We start from the raw sequence: 24,765 nt of genomic DNA on the forward strand, positions 1-24,765 counted from the left end.
TCTTCGGAACCCCGTAGGGGCCTTCGGGGTCTCTTCGCGGTCTCTTCGGGGCCTCTTCGGGCGTCGTCGTGCAGGGGAACGTCAGGGGGACGCCAGGGGATTCCCCGATACCGGCTGCCAGGACCGCATGGGAGGATCGGTGCTGTTCACGACGAGCCACGAAGGAGTGCCCGTGCCCGGTGAGAATCTGTCCCGCGACGAAGCCCGCGAGCGGGCTGAGCTGCTGTCCGTCGAGGGGTATGAGGTGGCCCTCGACGTGCGGTCGGCGGTCGGGGAGGCGTCGCCTCAGGACACGGGGCCGCGTACGTTCCGCTCGGTGACCACGATCCGCTTCCGGGCCGCCCGGCCGGGTGCGGCCGCCTTCGCGGACCTCGTCGCCCCATCCGTCACCTCCGTGACGCTGAACGGCCGCGCGCTGGACCCGGCCAAGGTCTTCGACGGCGCGCGGATCGCCCTGGAGGGCCTCGCCGAGGAGAATGTGCTGGTCGTGGACGCCCAGTGCGCATACAGCAGGACGGGCGAGGGGCTGCACCGCTTTGTGGACCCGGAGGACGGCGAGGTCTACCTCTATACGCAGTACGAGCCGGCCGACGCCCGCCGGGTGTTCGCCAACTTCGAGCAGCCGGACCTGAAGGCCCCCTTCCGCTTCCGGGTGACGGCGCCGGACGGATGGACGGTGTGGAGCAATGGTGCGGAGGAAGGGCGGGACGGCCTGACCTGGCGGTTCGCCGAGACAGCGCCGATCTCCACCTACATCACCGCGGTGGTGGCCGGTCCCTATCACTATGAGACGGATGTCTACCGGCGTGAGCTGGGCGACGGCTCCACGCTGGAGATCCCGCTGGGCGCGATGTGCCGCAAGGGACTGGCCCGGCACTTCGACGCGGCCGACATCTTCCTGGTCACCAAGCAGGGCCTGGACTTCTTCCACGACCACTTCGACTATCCGTACCCCTTCGGCAAGTACGACCAGGCGTTCGTGCCCGAGTACAACCTCGGCGCGATGGAGAACCCGGGCTGTGTGACCTTCCGGGAGGAGTTCGTCTTCCGGGGCAAAGTGACGCAGGCGTCGTACGAGCGGCGGGCCAACGTCATCCTGCATGAGATGGCCCATATGTGGTTCGGCGATCTGGTCACCATGCAGTGGTGGGACGACCTGTGGCTGAAGGAGTCGTTCGCGGACTTCATGGGGTCGTTCTCACAGGCGGAAGCGACCCGCTTCGGCAATGCGTGGGTGACCTTCGCCAACAACCGCAAGGCGTGGGCGTACCGCGCCGACCAGCTGCCGTCCACACACCCGATCACGGCCGACATCCGCGATCTGGAGGACGCCAAGCTGAACTTCGACGGGATCACCTACGCCAAGGGCGCGTCCGTGCTCAAGCAGCTTGTGGCGTACGCGGGGCGGGACGCCTTCCTGGAGGGCGCACGGCGCTACTTCAAGCGGCACGCCTACGGCAACACCCGGCTCGGCGATCTGCTCTCCGTGCTGGAGGAGACCTCCGGGCGCGATATGAAGGCCTGGTCCCGGTCCTGGCTGGAGACCTCAGGCGTCAACTCCCTGACGCCTTTCGTCACCTACGACGAGGACGGCCGGATCGCCGAGCTGGCCGTCGGCCAGGACGGCGAAGAGCTGCGGCCGCACCGGGTGGCCGTCGGGCTGTACCGGACGCAGGGCACAGAGCTGGTGCGGTACGCGCGCGCCGAGGCGGACATCACCGGTGCGCGCACGATGATCAGCGAGTTGACGGGGGTCGAACGGCCCGCGCTGATCCTCGTCAACGACGACGATCTGACCTACTGCAAGATCCGCTTCGATGAGGGGTCGCTGGCGGCGCTGCGGCAGCATCTGGGCGACCTCACGGACCCGCTGGCGCGGGCGCTGTGCTGGTCGGCGCTGTGGAATATGACCCGTGACGCGCTGATGCCGGCGCGGGACTTCATCGAGATGGTGCTGCGGTTCGCGGGGCGGGAATCCGACATCGGCGTCCTGCAGATGCTGCACGCATGGGCGCGGACCGCGCTGCACCACTATGCCGCGCCCGGCTGGCGCGAGGAGGGCGGGCGGCTGCTCGCCGAGGGCGCGCTGCGGGAGCTGCGGGACGCCGAGCCGGGCAGCCAGCACCAGCTCACCTGGGCGCGGTTCTTCGCCTCGGCGGCCGGGTCGGCGGCGGATCTGCAGCTGCTCCAGGGGCTTCTGGAGGGCATGGCGAAGATCGACGGACTGGATGTGGACCAGGAGCTGCGGTGGGCGTTCCTGGAGCCGCTGGCCGCGCACGGCGTCGCCGACGAGCAGGCCATCGCCGCGGAGCTGGCCCGTGACGACACGGCCTCGGGCAAGCGGCACCAGGTCCGCTGTCTGGCCGCCCGCCCGTCCGCGGCCGTCAAGGAGCAGGCCTGGGCGCAGGTCGTGGAGTCCGAAAAGCTCTCCAACGCCCTGGTCGAGGCGACGATTTCGGGCTTTGTGCAGACCGGGCAGCGGGAGCTTCTCGCGCCCTTCGCGCCGAAGTACTTCGAGGCGATCGAACGGGTGTGGGCGGAGCGGTCCATCCAGATCGGGATGGATGTGGTCCGGGGGCTGTATCCGGGCCTGCAGGACGACGAGCCGACGCTCACGGCGACGGACGCCTGGCTGACGGCCCATGCCTCCGCCCCGCCGGCCCTGCGCCGCCTGGTCCTGGAGGCACGCGACGACCTGGCCCGCGCGCGGCTGGCGCAGGCGTGCGACGAGGCGGCGTCCCGGGCGGCTGCCTGACGCCCTGCGGGCGGGCTTGGACAGTCGCGTCGTATGCGGCGGGACGCCCCGCGGGGGGGCCGCGGCCTGGCGAGAGGGAAGCGCCGAAGCGCCAGGCGGCGAAGCGAGTCGGCGCCGGCGCGGTGGCCTGATCCGGCGTTCTCCCCCGCCGCCGGAACGGACCTGCGGCCCGCCGCCGTAATGGACCGGCGGCCCGCCGTCGCACCCGGCCCGGCGGGGATGACCGCCGACCACGCTCGGGGTCGGCGCACATGGGGTTCGGCCGACGGCCCGCCACCCCGCACACCGGGCCACCGGCGGGCGTGGCAAGCGACCAGGCGGCCGCCGGGCCGCGGCCGCCGTGCGGCCGCGCCCGGGAGAGAGCTGCGGCCACCGCAGGAACCCGGCGCGACCCGAGCGAGACGACCGGACCCGGAACGACCGCACCTGCGGGCCCGGCAGCGGGGCCCCTCGCTTGCGCAGGCCGCCTGAGGGGCTTGGCCGGCGGACCGCCGGGCGGCGGCGGAGCCCGCCGCCACGCCCCCCGACAGGCGCCACAGCCAGTCCCGTGCCGCGGGCCCATGCGCCCGGCGGCCCGCACGCACGGCGTGCCGGGCGACGCGCCGTGGGGAGGGACGGGCGCGGCGGCGCTGGTCAGGGAGGACGGTCACCCGTTCGGCAGGGTGGGTGATCGGACGTCGAACGTGCGTACTTTAGGGCAGGGTTGTCCCTAAATGTCGACGGGCGTGTAACAGCGGTTAGCCCCGTGGCCCCACGCGGGAATCCCCGACGCATGAACCACAACACCCCTCTCTCCCCCCTCCCCCTGAGCCATCTCTCCGACGTACAGCGGCGCGTGCTGTCGGCCGTGCAGTTGCGGGAGCATGGTGTCTCCGCCGCCCGGGCCGCCGCCCAGTGCCGCGACGGCGGGCCGTGGCAGCAGCTGCTGCCCGGTGTGTATCTGCTGCACCCCGGCCCCCCGACCAGTGAAGAGCGGCTGCACGGGGCGCTGTTGTACGCGGCGCGTCCGCAGGAGGGCGCGGGCCCCTACCGCGAGGTGATGATCACGGGGCTGGCCGCGCTGGCGCTGCACCGGTTCTCGGCCGCGCCGCCGCTGCTGTCGCTGGACCGGATCGATGTGCTGGTGCCGCGGACGCGGCGGCTGCGGTCGGCCGGATGCGCCCGGCTGGTGCGGGCGCATGCGCTGCCCAGACCACAGGAGATCACCGGCGTGCCGGTGGCGCCGGTGCCGCGGGCGCTGGCGGACGCGGTGGCGCAGCTCGCCGACGGCGACTCGGTGCGCCGACTGCTCACCGAGGCGGTGCGCGGCGGCCACTGCGAACCGGCCGCCGTCGTCAAGGAGCTGACCCGCGCCCGGCTGCTCACCCGGCCGCATGTGGTGGACGCCGTCGACTCGCTGCTCGCCGAGGGGCGGGCGCTGGCGGAGGACAGGCTGTATGAGATGGTCCGCTCCTTCCGCCTTCCCGACCCGGTGTGGAACGTGGACCTCCGGCTGCCGGGCGGCCCTCATCTGGGCGGTGTGGACGCTTACTGGCCCGAACACGCGGTCGCCGTCGAACTGGACACCCGTGCGCCCCGGCTCGACGAGGACACGATGTGGTCGGAGTACGCCCGCAAGCGGGAACATCTGGAGCGGCTCGGCATCACCGTCGTCCATATCACCCCCAGGAAGCTGCGCGAGTCGCTGGAGCAGCAGGCGACCGTGGTGCGTACGGCGCTGATGGCCTCCTCCGACCGCGACCCGGCCTCCTATGTGGTGGTGCTCCCCCGCTGACCGCGCCTCAGATCCGGCCCGTCGGCGGCCGGGAGCGCCACAGCTCCAGTCCGACGTCCACCACCTCGACCCGTGCCAGCTCCGGCACCCGGTCCAGCGGATGCCAGGCGGCGAGATCCGTGGACCCGCCCGTCTCCGGACGCAGCTCGCCGCCGGCGATCCTTCCCTCGTACACCAGGCGCAGCGCCTGGAAGTCCCGGTACCGCCCGAAGCGGCGGCGATGGCGGACGAGATTCGTGTGCACCCCCAGCAGCGCGGTCATCTCAACCCGGTAGCCGGTCTCCTCCCCCACCTCGCGCACGACCGTGTCCAGCGGATCCTCCCCCGCGTCCATCCCGCCGCCGGGCAGCGTCCACCGCCTGCTCCCGTCCCGCGCCACCCAGCGGGCGAGCAGCATCTCCCCGTCGCGCACACACACGGCATAGGCGGCGATGCGCAGCCTCCTTCTGGTGACCCTCATGCGCAGAGGTTAGAAGCACGGACCGACAACCCGGCTCCGGTCATTCCGTTTTGTTCCGTGTGGCGCATCGCCCACGGTGGCGGATGTACGCCAATGACGCACTGGCATCTCCGTCAACCCTCCACAAACCCCTGTCACTTGCGAAAGGGTGAGCGGTCGTCCGGCACCGGAATCCGGACTCCAGCTCTGTCAAACCTCACAAAACAGGGATGCAGATGACCACCCCCCAATCCCAGAGCTCCTCTTCGGAGCGTTCCATACCAGGCCAGAGACGCCGCGGCCGCAGACGTGCGGCCCGGATCGCGGGCGCCGCGGCGGTGGTGACCGCTCTGGTCGCCGCGGGCGGCGGGCCCGTGTACGCCGCAGGGGTCGCGGACGATCCCGTGGGGAACGGCGGCGCGAAGGCCGCCAAACCGGCCGCGTCGGCCGCGGAGAAGCTCGGCGCGGCCGATGAGGAGCTGCTGGCGCAGGCCGAGGCCAAGGGCGAGAAGAGCGTCACCGTGATGGTGGCCACCGCGCCCGGGCAGACGGAGCAGGTCGCCGAGCAGCTCGACGCCGTCGAGGGAGCCTCGGTCGGCAGGACGTACGACAGGCTCGGCTATGTGCGGGCCACGCTGCCGACCGGGAAGGCGGACGCGGCGCTCAAGGCGGCCGCCAAGCTCTCCAGCGTCCATGGCATCGACCTCAAGCACGAGATCAGGCTGGACGACCCGACGCCCGCGGCGGACACGGCCCACGGCGCGGGCACGGCCGGGGCGCAGGGCGGGAAGTACCCGGCGCCGGACGAGAAGACCCCCGCGAAGAACCCGTACAACCCGTCCTTCGAGACCGGCGCGGTGGACTTCGTCAAGAAGAACCCGAAGGCCGACGGCCGCGGCGTGACCATCGGCATCCTGGACTCGGGCGTGGACCTGGGTCACCCGGCGCTGCAGAAGACGACGACGGGCGAGCGGAAGATCGTCGACTGGGTGACCGCGACCGACCCCGTGACCGACGGGGACGGCACCTGGCGGCAGATGCGCCAGGACGTCAGCGGGCCGGCGTTCAGCGTCAACGGGCGCACGTACAAAGCCCCGGCGGGGCAGTACAAGTTCAACCTCTTCGCCGAGGCCGCCACCAAGGGCGGCGACATGGCGGGCGACCTCAACCGCGACGGCGACACCACGGATGTGTGGGGCATGCTGTACGACCCGGGCACCCGCACCGTCCGCGTGGACCTCAACGACAACGCGGACTTCACCGACGACGCCGTGATGAAGCCGTACAAGAACGGCTTCCAGATCGGCTACTTCGGCGAGGACGACCCGGCCACCGAGATCGCCGAGCGCATCCCGTTCGTCATCGAGGTCCGCAAGGACGTCGTCTACAACGCGGCGGGCGCGACGGCCGACTATGTCAACATCGGCGTCATCGAGGGCTCACACGGCACGCATGTGGCCGGAATCGCCGCCGCCAACGGCCTCTTCGGCGGCAGGATGAACGGCGCGGCCCCCGGCGCGAAGATCGTCTCCTCGCGCGCCTGCACCTGGAGCGGCGGCTGCACCAATGTCGCCCTCACCGAGGGCATGGCCGATCTGGTCATCGACCGCGGCGTGGACATCGTCAATATGTCCATCGGCGGGCTGCCCGCGCTGAACGACGGCAACAACGCCCGCGCCGAGCTCTACAACCGGCTGATCGAGCTCTACGGCGTCCAGATCGTGATCTCCGCGGGCAACTCCGGGCCGGGCGTCAACACCATCGGCGACCCGGCGGTAGCCGACAAGGTGATCTCGGTCGGCGCGTCCATCTCCAAGGAGACCTGGGCCGCCAACTACGGCTCCGGGGTGCAGAAGAAGTACGCCATGCTGCCCTTCTCCTCCCGCGGACCGCGCGAGGACGGCGGCTTCACCCCGACGCTGAGCGCGCCCGGCGCGGCGATCAACACCACCCAGACCTGGACCCCCGGCGGCCCGGTCAAGGAGGCGGGCTATGACCTCCCGCCCGGCTACTCGATGCTCCAGGGCACCTCGATGGCCTCGCCGCAGGCCGCGGGCGCAAGCGCGCTGCTGCTGTCGGCCGCGAAGCAGAAGCACATCGATCTGTCACCCGCCCGGCTGCGCACCGCGCTGACCAGCACCGCCAAGCACATCCGCGGGGTGCAGGCGCATGAGCAGGGCGCGGGCCTGATCAATGTCGTGGGCGCCTGGAAGGTCATCCAGAAGACCGCCAAGAAGAACGCGGACGCCCACGCGTACACCGTCAAGGCCCCGGTGGACACCTCGATCGACTTCGCGCTGGAGACCCCGGGCTTCGGCACCGGGCTGTACGACCGCGAGGGCGGGCTGCAGGCAGGTCAGAGCCGTACGTACGACATTGCCGTCACCCGCACCACCGGCCCCGACACGGCCGTGGCGCACCGGCTGAAGTGGAAGAACAACGACGGCGTTTTCCGGCTGACGGGCGGCGGCAAGGTCACGCTGCCGCTGAACCAGCCGGTGACCGTGACCGTGGAGGCGCGGCCCAAGACCGCCGGCGTGCACAGCGCCATCCTGGAGGTCGACGACCGCCGCACCCAGGGCGTGGACAAGCAGATCCTGGCCACGGTCGTCGTCGCACACGACCTGGCGAAGCCGGACCACTCCTTCTCCGCCTCCGGCTCCGTGCAGCGCAACAGCACCGAGTCGTACTTTGTGACCGTGCCCGAGGGCGCGAAGAACCTGGAGGTCGCGCTGGGCGGACTCGCCGAGGGCAGCCAGACCCGGTTCATCGGCATCCACCCCTACGGTGTGCCGGTCGACCGCACCTCGACGATCTTCTGCTACCCGAACTACCCGAACCCGGCCAATGAGTGCCGCCCCGACCTGCGCTCCTACAGCGAGCCGCTGCCGGGCGTCTGGGAGATCGAGGTCGAGTCGCGCCGTACGTCCCCGCTGCTGAACAACCCGTACGAGCTGGACGTCACGGTGCTCGGCGCGGACTTCGACCCGGCGGTCAAGACGCTGCCCGAGGCGCGGCTCGGCACCCCGGCCGCCGTCGAGTGGGAGGTGACCAACGGCTTCGCGGCGATCGACGGGAGGCTGGCGGGCGGCTCGCTCGGCTCTGCGAAGGTGGCGCGGCCCACGATCGCGGACGGAGAGTCCAAGGAATCCACGGTCACCATCGGCGAGGGCGTGGAGCGCCTGGACGTGGCCATCGGCTCGCCCTCCGACAACGGCGCGGACCTGGACCTCACGGTCTACAAGGACGGCGTGCGCGTCGGCCAGTCCGCCGACGGAGACTCGGAGGAGTCGGTCAGCCTGACCAACCCCGCCGCCGGCACGTACACGATCGTGATCGACGGTTACTCGGTTCCGGCCGGGACCACCGAGTACGACTACCGCGATGTGTTCTTCTCCTCGGCCCTCGGCGACGTACTGGTCGACTCCAGCGTCCCCGTGAAGCTCGCCAACGGTGAGTCGGCGCAGGTCAGCGCCGAGGTGCTGGTGGTTGGCGAGGCGCCCGAGGGACGGCAGTTCTTCGGTGAGGTGAAGCTGCTGAACGGCCGCGGCACGGTCGCGGGCGCGGGCAGCGTGGTGATCGAGAAGGTCATCACCTCATAGAAGTGACACACCTCACACCGAGGTGTCGCACAAGGGGCCGGGCGCTGCGGGCAGCGCCCGGCCCTTCCGCGCCGGAACCGCATGGGATGTGTCACACGTCCCGCCCCTCGGACAATGGATTGGACAAGCCCGACCCGGACATACGCATCATGGAACAACGTCCGGGCAGGCGCAGCGGCAGTGATCCAGCGCCGGAACCAGCACTAAGGAGTCGTCCGTGAGGGTCGGAATCGTCGGAGCCACCGGTCAGGTGGGCGGAGTCATGCGGAGCATCCTCGCCGAGCGGAAGTTCCCGGTCGAGGAGCTGCGGCTGTTCGCCTCGGCCCGGTCGGCCGGCGCCGCCCTCGACTGGCAGGGGCGGCAGATCACCATCGAGGACGCGGCCGCGGCCGACTACTCGGGCCTGGACATCGTGCTGTTCTCGGCCGGCGGCGCGACCTCCCGTGCGCTCGCAGAGAAGGTCGCCGCCCAGGGCGCGGTCGTGATCGACAACTCCTCCGCCTGGCGGCGGCACCCCGAGGTCCCCCTCGTGGTCTCCGAGGTCAACCCGCACGCGGTGAAGGAGCGCCCCAAGGGGATCATCGCCAACCCGAACTGCACCACGATGGCCGCGATGCCCGTGCTGCGGCCGCTGCACGCCGAAGCCGGGCTGACCGCCCTGGTCGCCACCACCTACCAGGCCGTGTCCGGCTCCGGTCTTGCGGGCGTCGCCGAGCTGCACAAGCAGGCGTCGGAGGTCATCGCCGAGGCGGACCGGCTCACGTTCGACGGCGAGGCGGTCTCCTTCCCGGAGCCAGCCGTCTACAAGCGTCCGATCGCCTTCAATGTGCTGCCGCTCGCGGGCAGCATCGTCGACGACGGCTCCTTCGAGACGGACGAGGAGCAGAAGCTCCGCCACGAGTCCCGCAAGATCCTGGAGATCCCGGACCTCAAGGTCTCCGGCACCTGTGTCCGCGTCCCGGTCTTCTCCGGCCACTCGCTCCAGGTCAACGCCCGCTTCGAGCGTCCGATCAGCGTCGAGCGCGCCTATGAGCTGCTGAAGGCCGCCGACGGCGTGGAGCTCTCGGAGATCCCGACCCCGCTGCAGGCGGCCGGCAAGGACGCCTCGTACGTGGGCCGCGTCCGGGTGGACGAGACGGTGGAGAACGGCCTGGCGCTGTTCGTCTCCAGCGACAACCTCCGCAAGGGCGCGGCGCTGAACGCGGTCCAGATCGCGGAACTGGTCGCCCAGGAGCTGGGCTGAGTTTTCTGTGGCTCGGTTCGCCTCCGGGGCGAACCGAGCACGGGCGTGCCATGGAAGGATGACCCAAACGTCACAGAACGAGGAGATGACCGGGTGCCTGGCACAAATCTGACCCGTGAAGAGGCGCAGCGGCGGGCGGAGCTGCTCACCGTCGACTCGTACGAGATCGACCTGGATCTCAGCGGCGCGCAGGAGAGTGGGGTCTCCCCAGCGGAGCGAGGGGAAGGCACCTACCGGTCCGTGACCTGGGTGCGCTTTGACTCCGCCGAGGACGGCGCGGAGACCTTCATCGATCTGGTGGCCCCGGCGGTGCACCAGGTGGAGCTGAACGGCAAGGCGCTGGATGTGGCCGCCGTCTTCCGGGACTCCCGGATCTCGCTGAAGCACCTGCGCGCGGGCCGCAATGAGCTGAAGGTCGTCGCCGACTGCGCGTACACCAACACCGGTGAGGGGCTGCACCGCTTTGTCGATCCGGTGGACGGGCAGGCGTATCTGTATACGCAGTTCGAGGTGCCGGACGCGCGTCGGGTGTTCGCCAGCTTTGAGCAGCCGGATCTGAAGGCGACGTTCCAGTTCACCGTGAAGGCCCCGGAGGGCTGGACGGTGATCTCGAACTCCCCGACGCCCAAGCCCGAGGACGCCATCTGGCGGTTTGAGCCGACGCCCCGGATGTCCACGTATGTCACGGCGCTGATCGTGGGTCCGTACCACTCGGTGCACAGCACCTATGAGAAGGACGGCCAGGTCGTGCCGCTCGGGGTGTACTGCCGGCCGTCGCTGGCGGAGTTCCTGGACGCGGACGCGATCTTCGAGGTCACCCGGCAGGGCTTCGACTGGTTCCAGGAGAAGTTCGACTATCCGTACCCGTTCGCCAAGTACGACCAGCTCTTCGTGCCGGAGTTCAACGCGGGCGCGATGGAGAACGCGGGCGCGGTGACCATCCGCGACCAGTATGTCTTCCGCTCGAAGGTGACGGACGCGGCGTACGAGGTGCGCGCGGAGACCATCCTGCACGAGCTGGCCCATATGTGGTTCGGCGATCTGGTCACCATGGAGTGGTGGAACGACCTCTGGCTGAACGAGTCGTTCGCGACCTTCACCTCGATCGCCTGCCAGGCGTACGCTCCGGGCTCCAGGTGGCCGCACGCCTGGACGACCTTCGCGAACTCGATGAAGACCTGGGCGTACCGGCAGGACCAGCTGCCGTCCACGCACCCGATCATGGCCGAGATCCGCGATCTGGACGATGTGCTGGTCAACTTTGACGGCATCACCTACGCCAAGGGCGCGTCCGTGCTCAAGCAGCTCGTGGCGTATGTGGGGATGGACGAGTTCTTCCGCGGCGTGCAGGCGTACTTCAAGCGCCATGCCTTCGGCAACACCCGGCTGTCGGATCTGCTCGGGGCGCTGGAGGAGACCAGCGGCCGTGATCTGAAGGCCTGGTCGAAGGCGTGGCTGGAGACGGCGGGCATCAACATCCTGCGGCCGGAGATCGAGGTGGACGCCGACGGTGTGATCACGTCCTTCGCCGTGCGCCAGGAGGCCCCGGCGCTGCCGGCGGGCGCCCAGGGCGAGCCGGTGCTGCGGCCGCACCGGATCGCGGTCGGCGCTTACGACCTGGACGAGGCGGGCCGGCTGGTGCGCACGCACCGGGTCGAGCTGGACGTGGACGGCGAGCTGACCGCCGTGGACGGGCTGGTGGGCCGCAGCCGCCCGGCCGTCGTCCTGCTCAACGACGACGATCTGTCGTACGCCAAGGTGCGGCTGGACGAGGTCTCGCTGAAGACGGTCACCGAGCATCTGGGCGACTTCACCGAGTCGCTGCCGCGTGCGCTGTGCTGGGCCTCCGCCTGGGACATGACCCGTGACGGCGAGCTGGCCGCGCGCGACTATCTGGCGCTGGTGCTGTCGGGCATCGGCAAGGAGTCGGACATCGGCGTGGTGCAGTCGCTGCACCGGCAGGTGAAGCTGGCGATCGATCTGTACGCGGCGCCGGAGTGGCGCGAGACGGGGCTGGCGCGGTGGACGGAGGCGACGCTGGCGCATCTGCGTACGGCGGAGCCGGGCAGCGACCACCAGCTCGCCTGGGCGCGGGCCTTCGCCGCCACCGCCCGCACCCCGCAGCAGACCGAGCTGCTGCGCGCGCTGCTGGACGGCACGGAGACGATCGAGGGCCTGGCGGTGGACACCGAGCTGCGCTGGGCGTTCGTGGAGCGGCTGGCCGCGGTGGGCGACTTCGAGGAGGAGCACATCGCGGCGGAGTACGAGCGGGACAGGACGGCCGCCGGCGAGCGCCATGCGGCCACCGCCCGCGCGGCGCGGCCGACCGCGGAGGCGAAGGCGGAGGCGTGGGCGTCGGTCGTGGAGTCCGACAAGCTGCCGAACGCCATGCAGGAGGCGGTGATCTCCGGTTTTCTCCAGAGTGACCAGCGCGAGCTGCTCGCCCCGTACAGCGAGAAGTACTTCGCGGCGGTCAAGGGCGTATGGGAGTCGCGCAGCCATGAGATCGCCCAGCAGATCGCGGTCGGTCTGTACCCGACGCTCCAAATCACACAGGACACTCTGGACGCAACCGACGCCTGGCTGGATTCGGCCGAACCGAACGCGGCCCTGCGGCGGCTCGTGCTGGAGTCGCGGTCGGGCGTGGAGCGTGCGCTGAAGGCGCAGGCGGCGGACGCGGCCGCCGCCTGACCTCGAACGCCGCCGCCGTTTCAGGGCGCGGGGGGCCGTGCGGCCCCTCGCGCCCTCGCCGTTGGGGGTCATCGCGGGGTCGCTGCGAGGTCACCAAATGCCCGTTTGTGGTCAGCTTGGAACGGGCACAGACCGTTCCGCTTTTATGACCTGACGTCAACACCCGTCCAAATGAACGACTATGCTCGCTCACCGTTGTCAGGTGATCCTTTTCGTTCGATCGTTTGAGGGTGCTGATGGTCCGTGAGGAATCGTCGCCTGGAAGTGGAAGCCGCGGGTCCGCCTCCGCCCCGGCGACTTTCGGGTGGCTGCTGCCTGCTGTGCTGACCGCCGTCGCCACGGCCGTCACCACGGCTCTGGCCGCGGACGCGGCACGTGTGCCCGTCGCGGTCGTCGGAGGAATCGCGACCGTCGCGGTCGCCGCCATCGGCGTCGAGGCCGCCCGGCGCGGCCGGGCCATCGACGGGCTGCGCCGCCGAATAACCGAGCGGGAGGCGTTACTGGCCCGACGGGACGCCGAGACCGCGCATCTCGCCGGGACCCTGCTGCCGGACGCCGTGGAACGGCTCCGCAGAGGGGACTTCCCCGAAGACGTGCTCGCCTCGCTGCCCGCCCCCGAGGCCCACCAGGCCGTCGTGCGCACGGTCGTCGACGCCGTCGTCGCCGAAGAGGATCTGCGCGACTCCGCACAGCGCGCCTTCGTCAACATCGCCCGCCGTGTGCAGGCCATCGTCCACCAGCAGGCGCAGGAACTGCGGGAGATGGAGGACCGGCACGGCAAGTCACCCGAGGTCTTCGGCGATCTGCTGCGCATCGACCACGGCACCGCGCTGATCGGCCGGCTCGCCGACTCCATCGCCGTGCTCGGCGGGGCGCGGCCAGGCCGCCAGTGGAGCAGGGCCGTACCGCTCTACAGCGTGCTGCGCGGCGCGATGTCGCGGATCATCGACTACCAGCGCGTCGAGCTCCACTCCGTCTCCGAGGTGGCTGTCGTCGGCTCCGCCGTCGAACCCCTGATCCACGCGCTCGCCGAGCTGCTGGACAACGCCACCCGCTACTCGCCGCCGCAGGCCAAGGTCCATCTCACCGCCGTCGAGGTGCAGTCGGGCATCGCCATCGAGATCGAGGACGGCGGCGTCTCCATGAGCGAGGAGGCCCGCAGGCGGGCCGAACGGACGCTGCGCCAGGCCCAGCAGGGCCTCGACCTCACCGACCTCGGGGAGACCCCGCGCCTGGGCCTGGCGGTGGTGGGGCGGCTGGCGCAGGCGTACGGCTTCCAGGTCTCGCTGCGCTCCTCCGCGTACGGGGGTGTGCGCGCCGTCCTGGTGGTGCCGCAGAGCCTGATCACCGCCGCGGCGTCCGCGACCGGTCTCGCGCATGGCATCGGCGCGTCGTCGGGGCCGCGGGCGACGGCCACGCCGGGCGTCGCTGCTGGCCCTGTCCGGGCCGCGGCCGCGGCCACGGCCACCACGGCCCGGCCGGTCACCGGCCCGACGGCGGGCGAGGGTCAGGGTCCCGTCGTGACCGAGCGCACGGCGAACGGGCTGCCGCAGCGCCGCCGCAAGCACCGCATCACCGCGTCCGCGGACGAGAGGGCGGCCGGAGCGGGGGTTCCGCCGGCCGGCCGACGCCTCGGGGCCACGGCCGCCGGAGCCGGAGCCCCGGGCCCGGCCCGCGAGGGGTCCGGCCGGGGGCCCGAAGCGGGGCAGGGCCCCGGGCAGACGTCCGGCACGGGACCGGAATCCGCTCAGTGGTCCGGCCAGGGCGACGAGCCCGGACGGGGGTCTGTTCCGGGACAGGCGCCAGGCACAGGACGCGGGCACGAGACCGGTCACGATTCGGCACACGAGCCCGGCCCCGGGCCGGGACACGGAACCGGTCAGGGCCAAGCGCCCGGAGCCGCAGCCGGACACCCGGCCCGCCACGGCCAGGGGCCCGGACAGGGGCCTGACGCCGGACACGGAACCGGACACAGCACGACGCACGAGCCCGGCACCGCAACCGGACACCCGTCCGGGCAGGACCAAGCGCCCGGAACCGAGTCCGCGCAGGGGCCCGGACACGCGCCCGGCGCAGGACACGCCACCGGCACGGCACACGAACCCGGCGCCGCAGCCGGACACCCGTCCCGCCACGGCCAACGGCCCGGACAGGGGCCTGACGCCGGACACGGAACCGGACACAGCACGACGCACGAGCCCGGCACCGCAACCGGACACCCGTCCGGGCAGGACCAAGCGCCCGGAACCGAGTCCGCGCAGGGGCCCGGCACGGGCCCCGGGCGCCCGGCCGGTCAGGGCTCCGGACACGAGCCCCGGCGTGGATCAGGGCCGTCGTCCGATCACCGGCCCTCCGACGACGGGTCCGCACCGCCGCAGGTGCAGCCCGGGATGTGGCTGGCCGCGTTCCAGAGCGGCCTGTCCGGGGGGACCACCGAAGCGAGCAAGGGGAACACGCAGCCATGATTCAGCAGCAGGCCAACATGGACTGGATGCTCAAGGACCTCGCCGAAGGCGTGCCGCAGACCAGGCATGTCGTAGTGCTCTCCGCCGACGGTCTGCGCATGGCCCAGTACGGCGCCGACGACGACACCGCCGACCGGCTGGCGGCCGCCTGCGCCGGGCTGCAGTCACTCGCGGGCGCGGTCGCCGCGGAACTCCCGCACAGCGACGGCCGGATGAGACTCGTCGTGATCGAGATGGACGGCGGCTTCTTCTATCTGATGGCCGCCGGCGCCGGGGCCTTCCTCGCCGTCCTCGCCGACGAAGGCGTCGACGCCGGGCTGATGGGCCAGCAGATGCGGGACCTCGTGCTGCGCATCGGGGAGCACCTGAGCAGCCCGCCGCGTCAGGACGGAGCCAGGTGAGCGACTGGGAGGAGACCCCTCCCGAGCGGCTGTATGTCATCACCGGCGGCCGCAGCGGCGCCTCCGCGCCGGCCGAACTGGACCTGGTCACGCTGATCGTGGCCAGGTCCGGCCCAAAGCCCGGCATGCAGCCGGAACACACGGCCATCGTGCGCATCTGCCAGGCGCCGCTGTCGGTGGCGGAGATCTCCGCGTACTTACGGCTTCCGCCGAGCGTCGTGACGGTGCTGCTCGGCGATCTCCTCGACCAGGGCCGGGTGATCGCCCGAGCCCCCGTGCCCCCCGCCCGACTCCCCGACCGCGCTTTGATTGAGGCAGTGATCGATGGACTTCAACGGCTCTGAGCAGGCCGCCGACGCCCTTGAGCGCGGGCCGCGGAGCGAGGATGTGCTGCCGGAGACCGCCACCGCCGCCGTGAAGGTGGTGATCGTGGGCGGCTTCGGCGTCGGCAAGACCACGCTGGTGGGCTCGGTCAGCGAGATCCGGCCGCTGACCACCGAGGAGACGATGACCCAGGCGGGGGTCGGCGTGGACGACACCGCGGGCATCGCGGGCAAGACCTCCACGACCGTCGCCATGGACTTCGGCCGGATCAGCATCAACGAGGAGCTGGTCCTCTACCTCTTCGGGACCCCCGGGCAGGAGCGCTTCTGGTTTCTGTGGCGGGGCCTCTTCGAGGGCGCGCTGGGCGCGGTGGTCCTGGTCGACACCCGCCGCCTGGAGGTCTCCTTCGATGTGCTGGGCCGGCTGGAGGAGCGCGGCGTGCCGTTCGTGGTCGCCGTCAACTCCTTCCCGGACGCCCCCCGGTATCCGATCGCCGAGCTGCGGGGCGCGCTCGATCTGCCCGAGGCGGTGCCGATCGTGCTGTGCGACGCGCGTGACCGCGCATCCAGCCGCGATGTGCTGATGACGCTGATGCGCTACCTCCAGACCCTCGCCACGACGCAGGAGGCGTCATGACTGCCGCCGAACCCACCCACGGGCCCCTTCCGGACCACGGCCTGCCCGGCCACGGCCTGCCCGCCGCGCCGCCGCCCGGCTGCCCGGCACACGCGGCGGGCCCCGAGCGGCTGCGCCGCCTGTACGGCCCTGAGGCCGAGGCGGACCCGCAGGGCCTGTACGAGGTGCTCCGCAAGGAACACGGGCCGGTCGCGCCGGTGCTGCTGCACGGGGATCTGCCGGCGTGGCTGGTGCTGGGCCATCGCGAGAACCTGGAGGTGATGCGCTCGCCCTCGCGGTTCTCCAATGACTCACGCCGGTGGCGGATGTTCCAGGAAGGCCGGGTCGCCGAGGACTCCCCGCTGCGTCCGATGGTGCAGTGGCAGCCGATCTGCGTCTTCGCCGACGGCGCGGACCATGAGCGGCTGCGCTCCGCCGTCCGGGAAAGCCTGGAGCGGTTCGACCGCCGGGGCATCCGCCGCTATGTCATCCGGTACACCGACCAACTGGTCGATGCGGTCGCCGCGGACGGACAGGCGGATCTGATCCGGGACTTCGCCGAGCAGCTGCCCATGCTGGTGATGACACAGCTGCTGGGCATGCCCGAGGAGTACGGGCCGCGTCTGGTCACTGCGGCACTGGATCTGATGAAGGGCAGCGAGACGGCGCTGGCCAGCAATGAGTTCGTCGTCAGGACGCTGCGGACGCTTGCGGAGCGCAAGAAGGACAAGCCCGGACACGACTTCGTCACCTGGCTCATGGGGCATCCCGCCGATCTCACGGATGACGAGGTGCTGGAGCATCTGCGGCTGGTGCTGATCGCCGCGAACGAGACCACGGTCAACCTGATCGCCAACACACTGCGGCTGGTGCTGACCGATCGCCGCTTCCGCGCGAACCTGGCCGGCGGTCATATGACACTGCCCGATGCACTGGAGCAGGTGCTGTGGGACGAGCCGCCGATGTCGGCGATCACGGGCCGCTGGGCGACCGGCGACACCCCCCTGGGCGGGCAGCAGATCAAGGCCGGAGACATGCTGCTCCTCGGGCTCGCCGCCGGAAATGTCGACCCGGAGATCCGACCGGATCTGTCCACGCCCCTGCTGGGCAACCGGGCGCATCTGGCCTTCAGCAGCGGTCCGCACGAGTGCCCGGGCCAGGACATCGGCAGGGCCATCGCCGACACCGGGATCGACACCTTGCTGGCCAAACTCCCCGATGTGCGACTCGCCGTCGAGGAGGGCGAGTTGCGGTCGAGCGCGGCCTGGCTCTCCAAGCGGCTGCAGTCGCTGCCCGTACGGTTCACGCCGCCGCCCTCGTCCGCGGCCGGCGAGGCCGCCGACTCCGCCGGGGAGGGCGACTTCGCCGGGGAGGGCGACTTCGCCTCGACGGCCCCGGCCGCTGCGTCTCCGGCTCCCGCCGCGATTGCGGCGGAACCGCAGAAGGGGGAGGGTTCCGCACCGTATCGGACCCCCTGGTGGAGGTCGTTGTTCCGCACCCGGCGCTGAATAGCACGCTTCATGGTGTTTCAGTGTGAAAACGGCCCATTGGAAGCGGAGTGACGAGTGGCTACTATGCGCCATAGTTGATCACTGTGTGGCGCAAGCGGTGTGTGTGACGGCTGAGCCGCCGGGGCACATCGCCGCTCAAGAGCGAGAGGAAGGCCGCCGTGCCGCCCGATCTGATAGTTCCGCCGCTCTACTCCCCCATCCCGCCGGCGATCCACCCCCGCCATGCGGAGATAAACATCCAGACCATGGCCTGGGCAGAAACGTTTCGCATCGGCTCCGAGGAGCTCCGCGGCCGACTCGTACAACACGACATCGGAACGTTCTCCGCCCGGATCCTCCCGGAGGGCCGTGAGGAGGTCGTCTCCCTCCTCGCGGACTTCGTGCTCTGGCTGTTCGGCGTGGACGACGGCCACTGCGAGGAGGGCGAACTCGGCCGCCGCCCCGGCGAGCTGACGGGCCTGCTGCACCGGCTGCTGCGCATCGCTCAGAACCCGGAGGCCCCGATGCTCAGAAGCGACCCGCTCGCCGCCGGCCTGCGGGATCTGCGCCGCAGGGTCGACCGGTACGGCACCCCGGGCCAGCGGGCCCGCTGGGTGGACGCCCTGCGCGAGTACTTCTTCTCCGTGGTGTGGGAGGCCGCCCACCGCCGGGACGGCACCGTGCCCGACCTCAGCGACTACACGCTGATGCGGCTGTACGACGGTGCGACATCGGTCGTCCTGCCCCTGCTGGAGATGGGGTACGGCTATGAGCTGCAGCCGCATGAGCGCGATCACACCGCCGTGCGCGCCGCCGCCGAGATGGCGTCCTTTGTGATCACGTGGGACAACGACATCCTGTCGTACCACAAGGAGGCGTCGGGCAAGCGCTACTACCTCAACGTCCTGCGTGTGCTGACGCAGCACGACAGCCTCACCGCCCGCCAGGCGCTCGACCTCGCGGTCGCCCAGCGGGACCGGGTGATGCGCCTCTTCCTGCGCCTGAGCGAACACCTGTCGGAACAGGGCAGCCCGCAGCTGCGCCAGTATCTGCACAGCCTGGCCTGCTTCATCCGTGGCGCGCAGGACTGGGGCATCAGCTCGGTGCGCTACACCACGCCGGACGATCCCGCCCCGGTGCCGTCGTACTTCCGCGACACCCCTGCCGACGACAGCGACGAGCCGCTGGACATCCCCGTCATCGCCTGGTGGTGGGATCTGCTGCCCGCCACGGCGTCATCCGCTCCGGGCCTGCCGCAGCACCCGGCGGTGCGGCAGGCCGCCTGAGCGGACCGGAATGGGACGCAATGACCGGAGAAAGACCGGAAGAGAGGAATCTTCGGTGTCAGTTGAGTTGAGGCCGGCCGCCAGACCGGTTCCGGTCGCGCCCGGCGCGGTGCCGCTGCTCGGCCACGCCCTGAGGCTGTGGCGGGATCCGCTCGGCTTCCTCAAGTCGCTGCACGCGTACGGGGACCTGGTCCGGGTCAATCTCGGGACGATGCCCGTATACGTCGCCACATCGGCCGAGCTGGTGAACGAGGTGACGGTCAGACAGGCCCGCAGCTTCGAGAAAGGGCGGCTGTTCGACCGTCTGCGGCCGCTGGCGGGCAATGGACTCGCCACGGCCAACGGCGAGATCCACCGCAGGCACCGACGACTGATCCAGCCGATGTTCCACCCCCAGCGGATCTCCGCGTACGCCGGCGTCATGAGCGCCAACGCGCGTGCTCTGGCGGACTCCTGGACGCCGGGGCAGCACATCGAGATGGAAGCCGCCATGGCCGGCTACGCCGTCGAGACGCTCGCCTCGACCATGTTCTCCACCGACATCGGGCTGCCGGCCGTGCAGGCGGTACGGGAGAATCTCCCGGTCGTGCTGAAGAACATGCTCATACGGGCGGCCTCGCCCAAGCTCCTCGACCGCTTCCCGATCAAGCCGAACCGCGACTTCGACGCCGCGGCGGCGCGCCTGCGCTCGGTCATCGACGAGGTCGTGGCCGCCACCCGGCGCTCCGGCCGCACGGGCTACAACGACCTGCTGTCGGTGGTCCTGGCCGCGCAGGACGACGAGACCGGCGAGTCGCTGTCCGACTCGGAGGTACGGGACGAGCTCAGCACGATCCTGTTCGCGGGGGCGGAGACCACGGCCTCCACCCTCGCGTGGACCTTCCATGAACTGGCACGCCACCCGGAAGTGGAGCAACAGCTCGTGGACGAGATCGCGGAGGTCGTCGGCGATCGGCAGGTCACCGTCGAGGACGTGCCGCGGCTGGCCGCCGTCCGGCGTGTGCTGGACGAGGTGATCCGGCTGCACGGCGTGACGATGCTGATGCGCCGTACGACCGCCCCCGTCGAGCTGGGCGGCTTCGCACTCCCGGTCGGCACGGAGGTCGCCTTCAGCCTGTACGCGCTGCACCGGCACCCGGGCCTGTACAAGGAACCGGACCGTTTCGACCCCGACCGCTGGCTGCCCGAGCGGCGCTCGGAGATCGACCGCCAGTCGTACATCCCGTTCGGGGCGGGCAACCGCAAGTGCATCGGGGACGCGTTCGTGTGGACGGAGGCGACGATCGCCCTGGCGACGGTGCTGGCACGCTGGCAGCTGCGCCCGGTGCCCGGCCACACGCCGAAGGAGGTGGCGTCCGCGGTCGCCCATCCTGATCGCGTCCCCATGACCGTCCACCCCCGCACAGCCGCCTGACACCGCCTCAGGGCTTCCCCCGCGCCGCCGCCGCGGCCCGCAGGGCCGTCAGCAGGCGGGCGGTCGCGGGGGCCGTCTCGGCGCCGCGGCGGACCGCGGCGATGACATGGCGGCGGGGCTGATCCGCCGTCAGGATGCGCATCGCCACGCCCGCGGGGCGTTCCGCGGCCGCCATGCGGGGGACGAGGGCGACGCCCATGCCCGCCTCGACCAGCGCCAGGATCGCGGTCCATCCGGCCGCCGAGTGGGCCTGTTCGGGGACGAACCCGGCCGCCTCGCACGCGGTGAGCGTGATCTGGGACCACGGGCCGCTGCCGCCGAAGATCCATGGCTCGCCGGACAGCTCCGCCAGCCGCAGCCCGGGCGCGGCGGCCAGCGGATGGCCGGCGGGCAGGGCCACGTCGAGGGGGTCGGCGAGCAGCGGCACCCGGCTGAAGCGGGCGTCGCGGGCCGTGGGCGCGTGCGCCGCGAGGGAGAGCGCGAGGTCCACGTCACCGGATGACAGCAGTTCGTACGCCTGCGCCGCCTCCGCCTCCCGGACCTGCACCTCCAGGTCCGGGTGCGCGGTGCGCAGCTGCCGTACGGCGGGGACGACGAGGGCGGGCACGGCCGTCGAGAACGCGCCGATGCGCACCCGGCCGATCTCGCCGCGCCGATAGGCCGTCAGCTCGGCGTCGGCCTGCTCCAGCCGGGCGAAGACCTCGTCCGCGTGCCGCAGCACCAGATGGGCAGCGCCGGTGAGCCGGACGCGCCGGCCGTGGGCTTCGAGCAGCTCGACCCCGAGCTGCCGGGCGAGGTTGGCCAGTTGCTGGGAGACGGCCGAAGGGGTCATGGACAGCGCTTCGGCGGCGGCCCTGACGGTCCCCCGCTCGTGCAGCGTGCGCAGGATCCGCAGCTTTCTGACGTCCCAGTCGGTCATGCGCGGCCACGGTACCGGCTCACCGGGGGCGGCCCGCGGCCGCCAGGGCGACTCCGCCGAGGATCAGCGCCATGCACAGCAGCTGGGCCGGTCCTGTCCGCTCGCCGAGGAGGACGAAGGAGAGGGCGGCGACGCACACGGGCTGGAGGTGGTAGACGACGCCCGCGCGGGCCGGGCCGATCAGCGCGACCGCCTTGTTCCAGGCGAAGTAGGCGAGGGCGGAGGAGAACACGCCCACGTAGACGAGCGGTCCGACGGTCGCCGCGGTCGGCTCGAAGCCGCCCTGCACGGCGACGCTGAGGACATGGGCGGGGGCCAGCAGCAGCGCGCCGAGCACAAAGGAGGCGAAGAGGAACGGCAGTCCGCCGAGTTGCGGCGGGCGGCGCCGCAGCAGGGCGCTGTACGAGGCGAAGCTCACCGCGGCCGCGAACATCCACAGCTCGCCGGCCGCGAAGCCGTCGGGCAGCGCTCCGCCGCCGGACAGCAGCAGCACCCCGAGACAGGCGACGGCCAGGCCGGCCGTGCGCCGGAGGCCGAGACGGACGCCGCCGAGCCGTTCGTACACGGCCATCAGCACCGGCGAGGCGGCCATGATCATGCCCATGGAAGAGGCCGGGGCGGTCAGCCCCGCCTGGTTGACGAGGGTGTTGTAGAGGGTGACGCCGAGGAGGGCGGCGAGGGTGACATAGCCGAGATGGCGGCGGATCAGGGCGCGCTGCCGCCAAGTCGCGCGCAGGGCGAAAGGGGCGAGGACGGCGATCGCCGCGATCCAGCGCCAGAAGGCCGCCTGCACGGGCGGCACGGAGTCGTGCAGAGCGCGGGAGGTGATGAAGCTGCCGGACCAGACGACGGTCGCGAGCGCGGCGAGGAGGAGCCCGGCGGCGGACATCCGCCGTACGGAGCCGGGGGCGGGGGCCGGGGCGGTGCTGCGGGCGGCGCGGGTCTGTGCGGCGTGGGCCATCGGCGGCGGTCTGCCTCTCTCCCCGTGAGGGGGCGGGTAGCTCGGATGTGATCCACCGTGGCGGAGACCGATTGCCCAGGTCCATCGAAAGTTTTCAACAGATCTGTGAAGCAGAACTGAATGATTGCGGGGTGCGGGCAGACGAAAGAGCTCCGGGGTGCGGCGGGCACCCCGGAGCGCTGTGAGAGGTCTGTCAGCTCTGCTGCTGCTTCTTGGACCTGTCGAGGACCATCACCAGGCCCGCGATCACCACGAAGAGGCCGATCGGCGCGATGACGTAGAGGCCGAGAGTCTCGGCCACGCTCAGGCCGGGGCCGGGGTCGTCGCCGTCGTCTCGCGTGAGGGCGGACGCGGCGGGCGACATCAGCAGCATCATCAGCGTCGTGCCGGCCGCGACGGCGCCGGCGCGCAAGGCGTTCTTCTTGTCCACGGTGCCCAACGTAGCGAACGGCCATGAGGGGCGCGCGCCCGGGGGTGCCGTACGGGGCGTGCGCGCGGTCTGAGGGTGCGGAAACCGCGGTGCGCCAGGCAGGGGTGCGCTGGGCAGGGGTGCACTAGGCATGCGTGTGGAAGACCGCGAGCAGCCGGTGCAGCCGGGGGGAGGCGGCCAGCTCCTCCAGGCTGAGCGGATGGCCGTCGGCGTCGGCGACGGGCAGCCGCCAGTTCGGATACTGGTCCCAGGTGCCGGGCAGATTCTGCGGGCGGCGGTCGCCTGCCGCGTCGGGCAGCCAGATGCCCGTCATCCGGGCCGGGGTGCGCCGCAGAAAGCGGTAGACGGCGCGGATCTCGCCCTCCTCGTCGCCCGCGCCCTCGGGCAGCAGCCCGAGCGCGCCGAACAGGCCGAGCCATTCGGCGACTTCCGCGGCCTGGTCGGTGCGCTCCCGGTCGAGGGGGCGGGTGAGCAGCCCCAGCCGGTGGCGCAGGGCCACATGGTCGCCGGAGAGGCGGGCGGCGGTGGACGGCAGATCGTGGGTGGCGGCCGTGGCGACGCAGTCCCTGCGCCATCGCTCAGGAGGCAGCGGGCGGCCGTCGCCGTCCCAGTCGCGTTCGAACCACAGCACGGATGTGCCGAGGATGCCGCGCCGGGACAGCGCCTGGCGTACGCCGGGCTCGACGGTCCCGAGGTCCTCCCCTATGACGACGGCTCCGGCCCGGTGCGCCTCCAGTACGAGGAGAGCGAGCATCGCCTCGGCGTCGTACCGGACGTACGCGCCCTCGGTGGGCGGCCGGCCCTCGGGGACCCACCAGAGGCGGAAGAGCCCCATCACATGGTCGATGCGCAGGGCGCCCGCGTGGCGCAGGGCGGAGCGCAGCAGTCCGCGGTACGGGGCGTAGCCGGAGGCGGCGAGCGCGTCGGGCCGCCATGGGGGCAGGCCCCAGTCCTGGCCGCGGGCGTTGAAGGCGTCCGGGGGCGCGCCGGCGGACATCCCCTCGGCGAACGCCTCACGCTGGGCCCAGGCGTCCGCGCCGCCGGGGTGCACGCCCACCGCGAGGTCGTGGACGATCCCGACGGCCATGCCCGCTTCGTCCGCGGCCCGCGCCGCGTCGGCGAGCTGCCGGTCGGCGAGCCAGGCGAGGCGGCAGTGGAAGTCCACCCGGTCCAGCAGCTCGCGCCGGGCCCGGCCGGTCTGAGCCGACCGCGGGTCCTGCAGGGCGGCGGGCCAGGAGCGCCACTCGGGGCCGTACACCTCGGCGAGCGCGCACCAGGTGGCGTGGTCCTCCAGGGCCTGTCCCCGCTCGGCGAGGAAGTCGCAGTACGCGGCCCGGCGGCCGGGGCCGAGGGGCACGCGGCGCACGATCTCCAGGGCCTCGCGCTTGAGCGCCCACACCGCGTCCCGGTCGATCAGCGCGCCCTTGTCCAGCACGGCGGCGCGCAGCTCCGCGGCGCGCTCGCGCAGCGCCTGGAGCCGCTCGCGGTCCGGCCCCGCGGCCGCCTGGGCGTATTCGGGGACCTCCTCCACGCGCAGATGCACGGGGTCGGGGAAGCGCCGCGAGGACGGCCGGTACGGGGACGGGTCGGTCGCCGGCCGGCCGGGCACGGCCGCGTGCAGCGGGTTGATCTGTACGAACCCGGCTCCGAGCGCCCGCCCGGACCAGGCGGCGAGCTCCGCGAGGTCCGCGAGGTCGCCCATGCCCCAGGAGCGTGCGGACAGCAGCGAGTACAGCTGGACCAGGAAGCCGTGAGTCCGCTCGGGGGCCTCGGGGGCGCGGGCGGGCGCGACGATGAGGGTGCAGCGGCCGGTGCGGCCGTCGGGGGTCGCGGCGGACAGCCGGTGCACGCCGTAGGGCAGCCGCGCCAGGTCGGGTGCCGCCCCGGCCGGCGTCCGGGTCGTCGGCGTCCGGGTCGTCGGCGTACGGGTCGTCGGCGTACGGGTCGTCGGCGTAC

Annotated in this window: 17 protein-coding genes; 12 read left to right on the forward strand and 5 right to left on the reverse strand. The window is 71.8% G+C overall.

Features of this window, described 5'->3' with window-relative positions; all coding sequences use genetic code 11:
• Window positions 1-172 precede the first annotated feature (172 nt).
• Both pepN (OF819_RS22840) and OF819_RS22845 read left to right on the forward strand, forming a co-directional pair.
• Window positions 173-2,755, forward strand: coding sequence for an aminopeptidase N (pepN, locus tag OF819_RS22840; RefSeq protein WP_267245481.1), 2,583 nt, complete (start codon window positions 173-175; stop codon window positions 2,753-2,755).
• A gap of 772 nt (window positions 2,756-3,527) precedes the next feature.
• The gene (locus OF819_RS22845; protein ID WP_267245482.1) at window positions 3,528-4,529 is read left to right on the forward strand and encodes a hypothetical protein; all 1,002 of its coding nucleotides are present in this window, start codon (window positions 3,528-3,530) and stop codon (window positions 4,527-4,529) included.
• 7 nt (window positions 4,530-4,536) lie between these two features.
• Here the strand turns inward: OF819_RS22845 and OF819_RS22850 are convergent, their stop codons facing one another.
• Window positions 4,537-4,989: an NUDIX hydrolase gene (locus OF819_RS22850; RefSeq protein ID WP_267245483.1), complete on the reverse strand. Its 453-nt coding sequence runs from the start codon at window positions 4,987-4,989 to the stop codon at window positions 4,537-4,539.
• A gap of 215 nt (window positions 4,990-5,204) precedes the next feature.
• Between OF819_RS22850 and OF819_RS22855 the strand changes: the two genes are divergently transcribed.
• The 10 genes from OF819_RS22855 to OF819_RS22900 all read left to right on the forward strand — a co-directional run bounded on the left by OF819_RS22855 (window position 5,205) and on the right by OF819_RS22900 (window position 20,499).
• On the forward strand, window positions 5,205-8,570 hold the full coding sequence (locus OF819_RS22855) for a S8 family serine peptidase (protein ID WP_267245484.1): 3,366 nt from the start codon (window positions 5,205-5,207) through the stop codon (window positions 8,568-8,570).
• A 217-nt stretch (window positions 8,571-8,787) separates the two neighbouring features.
• On the forward strand, window positions 8,788-9,813 hold the full coding sequence (locus OF819_RS22860) for an aspartate-semialdehyde dehydrogenase (RefSeq protein WP_267245485.1): 1,026 nt from the start codon (window positions 8,788-8,790) through the stop codon (window positions 9,811-9,813).
• Window positions 9,814-9,906: 93 nt separating this feature from the next.
• Window positions 9,907-12,504 carry an aminopeptidase N gene (pepN, locus tag OF819_RS22865; protein WP_267245486.1) on the forward strand — a complete coding sequence of 866 codons (2,598 nt, stop codon included), beginning with the start codon at window positions 9,907-9,909 and terminating at the stop codon, window positions 12,502-12,504.
• Between the two features lie 236 nt (window positions 12,505-12,740).
• Complete coding sequence (locus OF819_RS22870; protein WP_267245498.1) at window positions 12,741-14,969, forward strand: ATP-binding protein; 2,229 nt, start codon at window positions 12,741-12,743, stop codon at window positions 14,967-14,969.
• Window positions 14,966-15,370, forward strand: a complete 405-nt coding sequence (locus OF819_RS22875; protein WP_267245487.1) for a roadblock/LC7 domain-containing protein — start codon at window positions 14,966-14,968, stop codon at window positions 15,368-15,370. Before OF819_RS22870 ends, OF819_RS22875 begins: the two co-directional genes overlap by 4 nt.
• Entirely contained in the window at window positions 15,367-15,714 is a 348-nt protein-coding gene (locus tag OF819_RS22880; RefSeq protein ID WP_267245488.1) for a DUF742 domain-containing protein, read from the forward strand. The genes OF819_RS22875 and OF819_RS22880 overlap by 4 nt, the downstream gene beginning before the upstream one ends.
• The gene (locus OF819_RS22885) at window positions 15,695-16,330 is read left to right on the forward strand and encodes a GTP-binding protein (protein WP_267245489.1); all 636 of its coding nucleotides are present in this window, start codon (window positions 15,695-15,697) and stop codon (window positions 16,328-16,330) included. Before OF819_RS22880 ends, OF819_RS22885 begins: the two co-directional genes overlap by 20 nt.
• Entirely contained in the window at window positions 16,327-17,817 is a 1,491-nt protein-coding gene (locus OF819_RS22890) for a cytochrome P450 (RefSeq protein ID WP_267245490.1), read from the forward strand. Before OF819_RS22885 ends, OF819_RS22890 begins: the two co-directional genes overlap by 4 nt.
• Before the next feature lie 161 nt (window positions 17,818-17,978).
• Entirely contained in the window at window positions 17,979-19,085 is a 1,107-nt protein-coding gene (locus OF819_RS22895) for a selina-4(15),7(11)-diene synthase (RefSeq protein ID WP_267245491.1), read from the forward strand.
• A gap of 55 nt (window positions 19,086-19,140) precedes the next feature.
• A complete protein-coding gene (locus tag OF819_RS22900) occupies window positions 19,141-20,499 on the forward strand; it encodes a cytochrome P450 (protein ID WP_267245492.1) in 1,359 nt (452 codons plus the stop codon).
• Window positions 20,500-20,506: 7 nt separating this feature from the next.
• Here OF819_RS22900 and OF819_RS22905 read toward each other — a convergent pair whose 3' ends face one another.
• From OF819_RS22905 to malQ, 4 genes are all read right to left on the reverse strand, one after another.
• Window positions 20,507-21,418, reverse strand: coding sequence for a LysR family transcriptional regulator (locus tag OF819_RS22905; protein WP_267245493.1), 912 nt, complete (start codon window positions 21,416-21,418; stop codon window positions 20,507-20,509).
• Window positions 21,419-21,437: 19 nt separating this feature from the next.
• Window positions 21,438-22,379: a DMT family transporter gene (locus tag OF819_RS22910; RefSeq protein WP_267245494.1), complete on the reverse strand. Its 942-nt coding sequence runs from the start codon at window positions 22,377-22,379 to the stop codon at window positions 21,438-21,440.
• Window positions 22,380-22,572: 193 nt separating this feature from the next.
• Window positions 22,573-22,809: a hypothetical protein gene (locus OF819_RS22915; RefSeq protein WP_267245495.1), complete on the reverse strand. Its 237-nt coding sequence runs from the start codon at window positions 22,807-22,809 to the stop codon at window positions 22,573-22,575.
• A gap of 124 nt (window positions 22,810-22,933) precedes the next feature.
• Window positions 22,934-24,679 carry a 4-alpha-glucanotransferase gene (gene malQ, locus OF819_RS22920; RefSeq protein ID WP_267245499.1) on the reverse strand — a complete coding sequence of 582 codons (1,746 nt, stop codon included), beginning with the start codon at window positions 24,677-24,679 and terminating at the stop codon, window positions 22,934-22,936.
• Window positions 24,680-24,765 lie beyond the last annotated feature (86 nt).

Origin of the sequence: Streptomyces sp. PR69, from assembly GCF_026420845.1 — a bacterium.
Classification (GTDB): Bacteria; Actinomycetota; Actinomycetes; order Streptomycetales; family Streptomycetaceae; genus Streptomyces.